At 72.8% G+C, this 12,182-nt stretch carries 8 protein-coding genes and 1 tRNA gene; 8 read left to right on the top strand and 1 reads right to left on the bottom strand.

Annotated features, from left to right (window positions below; genetic code table 11):
• Positions 1–230: 230 nt before the first annotated feature.
• The 5 genes from NI26_RS07755 (at position 231) to NI26_RS07735 (ending at position 6,998) form a co-directional block, all read left to right on the top strand.
• A tRNA-Val gene (locus tag NI26_RS07755) sits at positions 231–303 on the top strand.
• A gap of 110 nt (positions 304–413) precedes the next feature.
• On the top strand, positions 414–1,928 hold the full coding sequence (locus NI26_RS07750) for a DUF3375 family protein (RefSeq protein WP_066654214.1): 1,515 nt from the start codon (positions 414–416) through the stop codon (positions 1,926–1,928).
• Positions 1,925–2,695, top strand: coding sequence for a DUF4194 domain-containing protein (locus tag NI26_RS07745; RefSeq protein WP_066654213.1), 771 nt, complete (start codon positions 1,925–1,927; stop codon positions 2,693–2,695). Before NI26_RS07750 ends, NI26_RS07745 begins: the two co-directional genes overlap by 4 nt.
• On the top strand, positions 2,692–6,057 hold the full coding sequence (locus NI26_RS07740; RefSeq protein WP_066654212.1) for an ATP-binding protein: 3,366 nt from the start codon (positions 2,692–2,694) through the stop codon (positions 6,055–6,057). Before NI26_RS07745 ends, NI26_RS07740 begins: the two co-directional genes overlap by 4 nt.
• A 626-nt stretch (positions 6,058–6,683) precedes the next feature.
• Positions 6,684–6,998: a hypothetical protein gene (locus NI26_RS07735; RefSeq protein WP_066654210.1), complete on the top strand. Its 315-nt coding sequence runs from the start codon at positions 6,684–6,686 to the stop codon at positions 6,996–6,998.
• A gap of 182 nt (positions 6,999–7,180) precedes the next feature.
• On the opposite strand, the gene NI26_RS07730 is transcribed toward NI26_RS07735, so the two are convergent.
• Complete coding sequence (locus NI26_RS07730) at positions 7,181–8,644, bottom strand: peptide MFS transporter (RefSeq protein WP_066654209.1); 1,464 nt, start codon at positions 8,642–8,644, stop codon at positions 7,181–7,183.
• Between the two features lie 209 nt (positions 8,645–8,853).
• Between NI26_RS07730 and NI26_RS07725 the strand changes: the two genes are divergently transcribed.
• The 3 genes from NI26_RS07725 to NI26_RS07715 all read left to right on the top strand — a co-directional run bounded on the left by NI26_RS07725 (position 8,854) and on the right by NI26_RS07715 (position 12,176).
• Entirely contained in the window at positions 8,854–10,953 is a 2,100-nt protein-coding gene (locus tag NI26_RS07725; protein WP_066654207.1) for an acyl-CoA dehydrogenase family protein, read from the top strand.
• A gap of 84 nt (positions 10,954–11,037) precedes the next feature.
• Positions 11,038–11,616: a DNA-binding protein gene (locus NI26_RS07720; protein WP_144411299.1), complete on the top strand. Its 579-nt coding sequence runs from the start codon at positions 11,038–11,040 to the stop codon at positions 11,614–11,616.
• Positions 11,613–12,176: a hypothetical protein gene (locus NI26_RS07715; RefSeq protein WP_066654204.1), complete on the top strand. Its 564-nt coding sequence runs from the start codon at positions 11,613–11,615 to the stop codon at positions 12,174–12,176. The genes NI26_RS07720 and NI26_RS07715 overlap by 4 nt, the downstream gene beginning before the upstream one ends.
• The last annotated feature ends 6 nt before the right edge of the window (positions 12,177–12,182 follow it).

Here is a 12,182-nt window from a genome sequence, read left to right as displayed (position 1 = left end):
GGTACGCCCGTTCTCACCCGGCGCCAGCACGCATCAGCACGAGCACCACACACTCGCACCACGCACCACGCACCACGCACCACGCACCACGCACCACGCACCACGCACCACGCACGAGCGAGACGCACCAGGCACCAGGCACCGAGGGCACCCGCGCCACACCCGGGTGACGCGCCGTGTTCGGTGCAGGCCCGAACGTCCGCTACTATCGACTGGCACGCAAGTGCAGGGGGCGATTGGCGCAGTTGGTAGCGCGCTTCGTTCACACCGAAGAGGTCATCAGTTCGAGTCTGGTATCGCCCACGTGCCCATTCAGGGCCTGAAGAACACCCGAGCAGAGCCCGGCGCACACGCGTCGGGCTCTTCTCGTTCCTCGGCCCGGACCGTCACGACACACCAGCGAGCAAGGACCCATGACCGACGTCGACCTCGAGTTCTCCCGCGTGCGCGCGGTGCTCGACCGCCCGACCCTCCGGCTGATGTCCCGCCCGACGAGCGCCGCCGTCATCGCGGTGTTCCGCACGGTGTTCGACCGCGACGTGCAGTACGTCCCGGCCGACCGCATGCACCTGCAGGTCGAGGAACACGTCGCCCGTCTGCAGTCCACCGGTGCCCGCGTCCCCGCGAGCGAACACGGGGAGAACGAGACCGACGCCCGCCCGAACGGCCGCGCGCTCTGTCGCGACTGGGTGGCGGCGCAGTGGCTGGTCCGCTCGAACTCCCCCGACGGCGACGAGCAGTACTCGCTGACGAGCCACGCCCTCGAGGCGCTGAACCTCGTCGACGCCCTGAGCGCCGACCGGGCGCTCATCAGCGAGAGCCGCCTGGCGATGATCGTCGAGGCCGTGCACCGCTGGGCGGCCAGCGCGGAGCCGGACCCGGACGTGCAGGTCCGTCGCATCGACGCCCAGATCGCGGAGCTGCAGGCCGAACGCGAGCGGATCGCCCGCGGCGAGGTCACCGAGGTCGACGACGCCCGGATGCACGACGGCTACACGAACGTGGCCGACCTCATCCGGCAGCTGCCCAGCGACTTCAAGCGCGTCGAGGAGGCGGTCGCGACGATGCACCGCTCGATCGTCGAGGACTTCCGGCAGGAGGTCCGTCCGATCGGCGAGATCCTCGACGACTACCTGGCCCGGACGGACGACCTCATGCAGGCGACTCCCGAGGGTCGGGCGTTCGAGGGCGCGTTCGAGCTGCTGCGCGACGACGCCCTGCTGCTCCGGCTCCGGGACGACATCGCGACGATCCTCGCGCACCCCTTCGCCGAGTCCCTCGGAGCGGGCGAGCGCCGGGCGTTCCGCAACACGGTCAGCATCCTGCGCCAGGGCATCGAGGACGTGCTCGCCCAGCGACGCCAGCTCACCGCGACGCTCCGCGACCAGATCGTCGCCCACGACGTCGTCCGCGACCGTGAGCTCGACGCGGTGCTCCGCTCGGTGAACCGCGGGCTCGCCGCGTGGATCGACTCGGGGTCCGCCCGCGACCGCGTCCCGCTCGGACTGCTCCCCGCGACCGCCGAGGTCGGCACCCTGCGCGAGCGCTTCTACGACCCCGACAACGAGGCGGTGCCACCGCCGATCGAGGAGCCCGACGACGACGTCTTCGAGGAACTCGACGTGGAGTCGCTGCGCCGCCACGGCGGACCGCTGCTCGCCGAGCTCCGCGCAGCGCTCCGCAGCGCCCCGGACAGCGTCTCGGCCTTCCACGCGCTGCCGCCCGAGCAGCGCCGCCCGGTCGAGCTCTTCGGCCTCGCGCACCTGCTCACCGGCAACGACGACTTCGAGACCGCCACCCACCTGGTCCCGCACCGCACGGTGCGACCGGACGGCGAGACGGTCACCTTCCACATGCCCTCGGCGTCCCTGACCGGCGCAGGGGCGGACGACCAGCACGACGACGACAACGGCCTGGAGGCACGGTGAGCGACACCACGACGGCTCCCGTCGACGAGACGGACCCCGAGGGCTCCGACCCCGTCCTCGACGAGCGTCACGACGAGGACGAGGAACGCGACGAGTCGAGCTTCGCCCTCTTCGAGGGCGACGAGGGCCGGCTCGACGAGCCGCAGCGCCGCGCCCTGGTCGCGCTGCTCCGCCACACCTACGTGAGCGCGCGGACGCACGCCGACGAGTGGCGCGCGATCACCGACGGTGAGCACCAGCTCCGGTCGCGGCTGAACGACCTCTTCCTCGAACTGCACGTCGACCGCGACCGCGAGGTCGCCTGGAAGCGCCAGGCACGGTCCGAGAGCCAGCGCCGGGCCTTCCCGACGCTGCTGCGTGACGTGCCGTGGACGCGTGAGGAGACGATCGTCCTCGTCTACCTGCGCATGCGCCTCCGCGCGGACGCCCGGCCGGGCCTCGACCAGGTCGTGGTCGACCGGTCCGAGATCATCGGGCACGTGTCCGGCTTCCTGCCTGCGACCACCGACCGCACCCGCGACGAGTCCCGCGTCGCGAAGGCCGTCGAGCGACTCGTGACCGCACGCATCCTCATCCGCACGACCGACCCCGACCGCTTCCGCGTGGCCAGTGTCGTCGAGGTCCTGCTCCCCCTGGAGCAGCTCCGCGAACTGGACCGGTGGCTCCGCGACGCGACCACCGACGGCGGTGCGCCGACGGACGGAGCCGTGACGGGCCTCCCGGCCGAGCCGACCGACCCCGACGACGAAGGCGAGACGGACGCATGACCGACACCGCGATCGACACCGGCGCCCTGCCGGCGCTCTTCGACACCGTCGCGCAGTGGCGGGCGGAGTCGATGCAGGTCGTCAACTGGGGCGGCTTCCACGGCCACCGTCAGGTCGAGCTGTCCGGGACCGCGACGCTGATCTCGGGCGCCTCCGGCACCGGCAAGTCGACCCTGATGGACGCCTACCTGGCCGTCATGATGCCGTCCGACGTGCCGTTCAACGGCGCCTCGAACGACGCGACCACCGGGCGTGCGCGGAGCGCCGACCAGCGGAACCTGCTCACGTACCTGCGCGGCAAGGTGGACACCCGCCGCGACCCGGAGACGGGCGCCCTGCGCGACGTGAACCTGCGCGGCGACGACCAGACCACCTGGGGCGCCGTCGCCGTGACCTTCCGGAACGACGACGAGCGGCGCTTCACGGTGCTGCGCGCGTACCTCGTGCCGAAGCGGGCGCGGGGCGTCGGCGACATCCAGATGACCATGGCGACGGTCGACGACACGTTCGACCTCCGCCGGCTCGAGGACTTCGTGCCGTCGCGCTTCCACCACCTCGAGCTGACCGGACGTGTGCCGGGGCTCGTCGTGCGGGACACCTACCAGGAGCTCGCGTACACGCTCCAGACCCGGCTCGGGATCGGCGACTCCGGTGGTGGCAACCGGGCCATGCGCCTGCTCGCGCGGATCCAGGCCGGGCAGCACCTGCCGACGGTCGACGCGCTCTACAAGTCGCTCGTGCTCGAGACCCCGGGGACGTACGAGGCGGCCGACCGCGCCCTCGCGCACTTCTCCGCGCTCGACGAGGCGTACGAGGCGATGGACACCGAGGAGCGCAAGGTCCGCATCCTCTCCCCCATCGTCGAGCTGCACGACGAGATCGCCCGGTCGAGAGCCGCGGCGGACGCCCTGGACGGCATCGCCACCGGCGCCGAGGTCTCGCCGTTCGCGCACTGGACGGCATCGCGGAAGCGTGCCCTGCTCGACGCCGAGGTCGAACGCAACGCACGCGAGCGCACCGCAGCCCGGGCCGACGTCGCTGCGACCGAGGCCCGGCACGCCGCCGTCGAGGTCGAGCTCCGCGAGGCGGAGGGACGCCTCCGTGACCAGGGCGGCAACGCCCTCGCGCAGCTCGAGGACCGCATCGACCGCCGGACCCGGGAGCGCGACGCGGTCGCCCGGGCGCGCGCGACCTTCGACGAGCGCACCACCGCGCTCGGGCTGACGCTCACCTCCGAGCGCACGTTCACCGAGGCGCAGGCGGCGTCGCACGCGTTCCTCGGGTCGTACGCGACGGCACGCGCCGAGCTCGACGACCGTCGGGACGCCCTGACGCGCGAGGAGTACCCGCTCCTCGACCGCGAGCGGACCCTGCGCCAGGAGCGCCGCTCCCTCGAGCACCGGCAGGGCGCGATGCCGCTGCCGATGCACGAGGCGCGGTTGGCGATGGCCCGGGCCGCCGGCATCTCCCCCGACGCGCTGCCGTTCGTCGCCGAGCTGCTCGACGTGCTCCCGGCCGAGGAGCACTGGCGGACGGCCATCGAGTCCGTGCTGGCACCCGTCGCGCGCACGCTGCTCGTCGACGAGGACCAGCTGTCGTCCTTCAGCGAGGCGATCGACGCGCTCCAGCTCCCGGTCCGCGTGCAGTTCGAGGGCGTGCCCACCGGCCCGCACCTCGACCTCGACGGCGACCCGGCGATGGTCTCCGGCAAGCTGACCATCAAGGACTCCCCGTTCAGCACCTGGGTCCGCGAACGCATCGAGTCCGACCGCATCGACGCACGGTGCGTCGACTCCGCCGCCGAGCTCGGTGGTGGCGGCCGCCGCGTGACCCCGTCCGGTCAGCTCCGGGACGGCCGTCGCGGCGCGCACGGCGACCGACGCCAGTCGAACGTCATCGGCTTCACGAACGAGGCCCGGATGGCCTCCGTCGAGCGGGAGCTCGCCGCGATCGCGCAGGACCTCGCGACGCTCGAGGCCCGACGCACCGACGTCGCGCAGGACATCGCGACCCTCGACGCCCTGCGCGCCGCACACCAGCAGGTCGTCGACACCACCTGGGACGGCATCGACGTCGCCGGGCTCGACGAGTCCCTGGCGCGGCTCGACGCCGAGCGGCAGGCGCTGCTCGCCGCCGACGACGGACTCCGGACCCTGCGCGAGTCGGTGGCCCGGCTCCGTCGCGCCCTGGACGAAGCCGCCGACCGTCGAGCCGGTGCACGGCTCTCCGTCACGCGGCTCGAGGAACGCCACGCGGTGCTCGTCGACGGCCAGGACGCCGCGGCCGAGATCCTCGCCCGCTTCGAGGACACCCCGGAGTCGCTGCCGGACGACGAGCAGTCCCGGCTGCTCGCCGAGACGTTCGAGGAGGTCGGCGCCCCGGACGGCATCGACGGGTTCGACGACGCCGCGCGCCGACTGCGACGCCGGCTCGAGGAACGGCTCGCCCAGGCGCTCGACGGCGCCGCCGCCGCCTCGACCGCGCTCACGCTGACGTTCCAGCGGTACCAGGACGCCTGGCCCGACCCGAACCTCGGCACCGGTGTCGCGTCGTACCCCGACTACCACGCGATCCTCGACCAGATCCTCGCGACCGGGTTGCACGCGCGCCGCAGCGAGTGGCGTCGGCGGCTGTCGCAGTGGAGCGGCGAGGACCTCGTCCCGCTCGCCGGTGCCTTCGACCGCGCGGTCGTCGAGATCGAGGAACGGCTCGAACCGGTCAACGAGATCCTGCGCGAGCTGCCGTTCGGTGCGAACAGGGACCGCCTGAAGATCCAGATCCGCCGGGTCACCCGCGAGGACGTCACCGCCTTCCGACGGGAGCTCCGCGCGCTGTCGGCGTCGGTCGACACCGAGCTGACCGACGACGTGCTCGAGACCCGCTTCCGCCGCCTGCGTCGGTTCATGGCGGTCATCCGCCCCGACCCGGCCGCAGCACGTGGACGGACGACCCAGCGCGACGCCGTGCTCGACGTCCGCCGGCACATGGAGATCACGGCCGTGCGGTACGACCCCGAGGGCAACGACCTCGGCGTGTACTCCTCGCTCGGGGACAAGTCGGGTGGCGAGACGCAGGAGCTGGTGGCGTTCATCGTGGGTGCGGCGCTGCGCTACCAGCTCGGCGACGAGACCCGGCCGCGGCCCCGGTTCGCGCCGGTGTTCCTCGACGAGGCGTTCATCAAGGCGGACTCGGAGTTCGCCGGGCGTGCCGTGACGGCGTGGCTCCGGCTCGGGTTCCAGCTCGTGGTGAGCGCGCCGCTCGACAAGGTCACCGCACTCGAGCCGTCGATGGAGCGCCTGCTGTCGATGCGGAAGCACCCCGACACGGGCCACTCGTCCGTCACGGAGATCGCCCGGGCGTAGGCGCCGCGGCGCTGCGGCGCTGCGGCCGGTCGGCGGCCGGTCGGCCGGCGCGGCAGGCGGGTACTCGGAGGCAGGTCCTGGTCGCACGACCTGCCGCTCACCTCCCGACGCGACGGCAGGTCCTGCCACCGGAGCGGGAGCGGACGGCACGTCGTGCGACCGCGGTGGGCGCCGACGACGGGTGCGGGTCGGGGCGGTGACCAGGGCTCCATCCGCGAGCGGGCGAGATCTGTCACAGTCGAATCCGGCGGGCGACGGATCAAGCCCGCTCGGCGGCCTGCGCGCGGCGTGTCCTGCCCACTCGTCGGACGGGAGGCGCGGCGCGGCGCCGCCGTGCGCCTCCCGTCCGACGCCGCCGGCGCGGACCCCGCCGCACCGCCGCCGCCCCGCCGTCTGCCCGCCACCGGCCCGCCGCCGGCCTGTGCGAGCGGGCGCGAGCGGGCGCGAGCGGGCGGGATCTGCCTCGGTCGGGGCCGACGGCCGACAGGTACCGCCCGCTCGGCGGCCTGCGGGCGGCGTGTCCTGCCCGATCGGGCGGAGGGCGGAGGGCGGAGGGCAGAAGGCGGGGGGCGGAGTGCGGGACCGGCGTCCGCCGATCGCCGTGCGGGGCGCGGTACGGTGGCCGGGTGTTCGGACGTCGCGCTCGCAGCCCCCGCCCCGACGACGGAGCGCGCCCGGGCGACCCCGGCGGCCTCGGCATCGGCATCGGAGCCCTCGTGCAGGTGGTCGACCTCGAGCGCGGGGGCGAGGAGTGGGAGGGCGAGCCGATCGGGGTGATCGTCGCTCCGGGAGGGGTGCAGCTCGGTGGGACGCAGCGCACCTGGACCATCGCGTTCGACGAACCCGCGTACACGAAGGACGGCCGCGGCCCGTTCGAGCGCGCGACCGTCCTGGGTCGTCAGTTGGTGCCGGTCATGCCGGACACCGCGGACGGGGTCTAGTACTCCTCGTTGCCGCTCTTCAGCATGGCGGCGACGGCCATGCACATGCCCACGCCACCGAGCACGCCGATGCCGATGATGACGCCTGCGATGAGTTCGAGCATTGGTGACTCCTTGGGTTGCGGGGCCGGTGTGGCGGTGGCCGTCGTGGCCGTGTCCAGGCTACCGGATGCGGCTCGGGGCTAGCGGATGCCGCGCATGAGGCGCAGGACGGGCTTCGCGCAGACGAGCAGCACGACCCCGACCGCCACGGCGACCAGGCCGAGGACGGTGAAGTACGGGACCTCGTTCGTCGGCGAGTAGTACTGCGAGAGCACCCCGGTGGCCGCCGTGCCGAGGGACACCGAGAGGAAGAAGAGCGCGACCATCTGGGTCTGGAACTTCGGCGGCGCGAGCTTCGTCGCGACGGACTGCCCGACCGGGGAGAGCAGGAGCTCGGCGATCGTGAAGACGAGCAGGATGCCCACGAGCGCGATCAGCGGTGTGCCGTTCTCGCCCGTGCCCGAGAACGGCAGGAAGAGCAGGAACGCGATGCCCATGATCCCGGTGCCGAGCGCGAACTTCGTCGGGGTGGAGGGCTGGCGGTCACCGAGCTTCGTCCAGATCGCGGCGGCGACACCGGACAGCACGATGATGAACACGGGGTTGATCGACTGGACCCACGACACGGGCATCACCCAGTCGCCGAGCGATCGGTCCAGGCGCTGGTCCGAGTACTGGGTCACGACCGTGAACTGCTGCTGGTAGAGCGACCAGAAGACGGCGCTCGCGATGAAGAGCGGGATGAAGGCGAACACCCGGGAACGCTCCTCGGCGGTGATCCCGCTGGTCAGGATCACCACGAAGTACGCGATGGTGGCCACGATGACGATCACGACGACGACCGTCGGCAGGTTCGTCACCGTGAGCAGTCCGGTGAGCACCGAGGCCACGACGACCGCGAGCGCGACGACGACGAGCACGGCGACGAGCGGCAGGCGGCGACGCTCGACCGGGTTGGTGACGTGCCGGACCGAGTCGGGGAGCTTCCGACGGCGGATGCCGTACTGCACGAGCCCGGCGGCCATGCCGACCGCGGCGAGTCCGAAGCCGTAGTGGAACCCGAGCGAGGACTGCAGCAGCCCGGTCAGCAGCGGACCGAAGAACGCCCCGAGGTTCACCCCGAGGTAGTAGAGCGAGAACCCGGCGTCACGTCGAGGGTCGTCGCGGCCGTACAGCCCGCCGACGATCGTCGTGGCGGTGGCCTTGAGCCCGCCGGAGCCGAGGGCGATGAGCACGAGGCCGACCCCGACGCCGGCGACCCCCGGGATCAGCGCGAGCCCGATGTGGCCGAGCATGACGACGACCGCGCTGGTGAAGAGGGTGCGGTCGGCGCCGATGAGCCGGTCCGCCACCCAGGCGCCGATGATCGTGAACAGGTAGACGGCGCCGCCGTACGCGCCCATGATCCCGTTGGCGATGCCCTCGTCGATGCCGAGGCCGCCGCGCGTGACGGTGTAGTACATGTAGATCAGGACGATGCCCTGCATGCCGTAGAACGAGAACCGCTCCCAGAGCTCCACCGCGAAGGGCGTGGACAGCTCGAAGGGCTGCCCGAAGAAGGTGCGTTGCTGCGCCGGAGCGCTGGGTGGGGTGGTGCGAGACATCCGTCCACTGTGCCCCCGGGCACCCCGCTCGTCCGAATCGGAGCGGGGCGCGTACAAACTTCCGCGGGCGGGCCTTGGAGGATTCCCACCACCCGTGTCCGGCCCCGCGGTCTGCCGTTGTGCGCCCGCACGGCGTTCGAGCAACACTCGGCCGAGGTGCCTAACGTGTGGAGTGCAACACGGACAGAGCAGTTCAGGAAGGCTCCCCCATGGTCGACACCGCCCCCGCACGCCCCACCTCGACGACCGAGGCCCCGAACGCCGACGCCACGGGCGACCCGGCGGCCGGCACGCCGACGGGCGGGACGGACACCGACGTCCGCATCGACACCACGTTGCTCGGGGAGCTCCTGCTCGGCCGCTGGGCCGAGGACCGGCGCATCTCACGGCGCCTGTCCCGCGACCCCGGGCTGCACAAGATCGAGGGGCAGCCGATCGCACAGCACCGGGCCCGCGTCCTCGAGCAGCTCCGGGTACTCGTCGACGCCGGTGCGATCCAGCGTCCGTACCCGACCGAGTTCGGCGGCCAGGAGAACCACGGCGGGAACCTCGCGGCGTTCGAGGAGCTCACGACGGCGGACCCGTCCCTGCAGATCAAGGCCGGCGTGCAGTGGGGCCTGTTCGGGTCCGCGGTGCACCACCTCGGCACCGAGCGCAACCACCGCGAGTTCCTGCCGGGGATCATCCGCTTCGACGTGCCCGGCTGCTTCGCGATGACCGAGACCGGGCACGGCTCGGACGTGCAGAGCATCGCGACGACGGCGACCTACGACCCGGACACGCAGGAGTTCGTCGTGCACACGCCGTTCCGGGGCGCCTGGAAGGACTACATCGGGAACGCGGCGCTGCACGGGCGGGCGGCCGTGGTGTTCGCGAAGCTCGTGACGCAGGGCGTCGACCACGGTGTGCACGCGTTCTACGTACCGCTGCGCGACGGCGACGGTGCGTTCCTGCCCGGCGTTGGTGGCGAGGACGACGGCGTCAAGGGCGGCCTGAACGGCATCGACAACGGGCGGCTCTGGTTCGACCACGTCCGGGTGCCCCGCACGAACCTGCTCAACCGGTACGGCGACGTGGCCGAGGACGGCACGTACACCTCCCCAATCGCGTCGCCGGGTCGACGGTTCTTCACCATGCTCGGCACCCTCGTGCAGGGTCGGGTCTCGCTCGACGGCGCCGCCGTGGTCGCACAGAAGGTCGGCCTGCAGATCGCGCTGACCTACGCCGCCGAACGCCGGCAGTTCCCGACGGGCGGCGGCGACGAGGGCGTGCTGCTCGACTACGGCCGTCACCAGCGCCGACTGATCCCCCGGCTCGCGACGGTCTTCGCCCAGTCGTTCGCGCACGAGAAGCTGCTGCAGACCTTCGACGACGTCTTCAGCGGGCGCGAGGACACCCCGCAGCGCCGCGAGGACCTCGAGACGCAGGCGGCGGCCTTCAAGGCGATGTCCACCTGGTCGGCGCTCGACACGCTGCAGGAGTGCCGCGAGGCCTGCGGCGGCGCCGGGTTCCTCGCCGAGAACCGGCTGACGAGCCTCCGCGCGGACCTCGACGTCTACGTCACCTTCGAGGGTGACAACACGATCCTGCTGCAGCTCGTGGGCAAGCGCCTGCTCACCGACTTCCGCGCGAAGGCGCCGCGCGACGCCGCCTCGACCGCCCGGTTCGTCGCTGCGCAGGCAGCGTCGAAGCTGGCCGACGCGTCCGGCATCCGTCGACTCGGGCAGACGGTCGTCGACCGGGGATCGCTCGCGGCGAGCGTCACGGACCTGCAGGACCCGCGCACCCAGCGCGCGCTGCTGGCCGGTCGTGTCGACACGATGGTGTCCGAGATCGGGGTGCGCCTCGCCTCGGCCGGCAAGGACCGGGCACGGGCCGCGAAGCTCCTCAACCGCTCGCAGCACGAGCTCATCGAGGCCGCGAAGGCGCACGCCGAGCTCATGCAGTGGGATGCGTTCACCGATGCCATCGAGGCCGTGGCGCCCGGTGACACCCGCCGCGTGCTCGTCTGGCTCCGCGACCTCTTCGCCCTCGGGCTCGTCGAGCAGCACCTCGACTGGCACCTGGTGCACGGACGCCTGTCGGCGCAGCGTGCCCGGGCGGTGTCGGCGTACGTCGACCGGCTCGTGGCCCGGCTCCGCCCGGTCGTCCCGCAGCTCGTCGAGTCGTTCGGCTACGACCCCGAGCTCGTCCGCGCGCCGATCGCCCTGGGCGAGGAGCGCGCGCGGCAGGAGGAGGCGGCAGCGTGGTTCGCCGCCGAGGCCGCTGCGGGACGGCTGCCGGAGCAGGAGAAGAAGCCGCGTCCGTGATCAACCCTGCAGGGTTGATATCGGAAGAATCAACCTTGTAGGGTTGACGGCGGAGGTGCGATGTACGCGGTGACGGTGGACCAGGTGGGCAGTCGTTCGGACGACGACCGGGTCGAGCAGGCCATCGACGTCGTCCGGACCGCGTCCGAGGGGCACGTGGTGCTCCCGCCGGAGCGGACCGCCGGCGACGAGTTCCAGTTCCTGCTCGACGACGCGGAGACCCTGCTCGACGTGGTGTTCGCCCTCGCCCGGACGGACGGCTGGAGCATCGGCATCGGCATCGGTGACGTCGAGGAACCGGTGCCGAGCTCGACCCGGGCCGCGCGCGGCGACGCCTTCGTGCAGGCACGCGCCGCGGTCGACCGCGCGAAGGACGTCCCCGAGCACCTCGCCCTCGAGGTCGCCCCGGGTCGCCGGCTCGGTACCGCGGACGTCGAACCCCTCGTCGCCCAGACCGTCCGGGCCCGTCGCCGCCGGTCGCGGGAGGGCTGGGAGCTCGCGGACCTCCTCCGCGCCGGCCACTCGCGCACCGAGGCCGCCGAGGTGCTCGGCGTGACCCCGCAGGCGGTGGCGAAGCGCTGGCTGGCGGCCGACCTGCGCTCCGACGACGCCGTGCACGCGGCACTCGCGCGGCTCCTCACCGAAGCGGACACCCCGGCATGACGGTCTGGCTGGTCGGTGCGGTCGTGCTGCTCGCGGTGGCCGCGCTCAGCGCCGTGCACCGCGTCCCGCCGCTCGCCCGCGCGGTGCCGGCGGTCGTGGTCGTCGCGGTCGTCCTCGCCGCCGAGCTCCTCGACCTGGCACCCGCCGCACCGACGACCGCGCTCCGCGTGCTCGGCACCACCGCGGTCGTCGCCGTCGGCGTCCTCGCCGGGAGTGCCGTCACGGGGACCGTGCTCGGCTTCGCCATGCGCGAGGGCGTCGAGCGGGGTCGGCACGGCGGCATCCTGGTCTCGCGCGCCGACGAACCCGCCGTCGAGCGTCGACGCCCGGAGGTGCTCCGGGGCGGGGCGGCGATCGGGTTCCTCGAACGGTTCGCGGTGATCGGCGCGGTGCTGGTGGGCCGGCTCGAGATCGTCGCGGCGGTCGTCGCGGTGAAGGGCCTGGGTCGCTTCTCGGAGCTCGACTCCGCCGAGGCGCGAGAGCGGTTCATCGTCGGGACGCTCACGAGTACGTGCTGGGCCGGACTCGCCGCCTGGACCGCGATCGGCCTGCCGGGCTGACCGCAC

Source organism: Curtobacterium sp. MR_MD2014 (assembly GCF_000772085.1).
Taxonomy (GTDB): Bacteria; Actinomycetota; Actinomycetes; order Actinomycetales; family Microbacteriaceae; genus Curtobacterium.
This window is presented reverse-complemented; position numbering and strand designations above follow the sequence as displayed.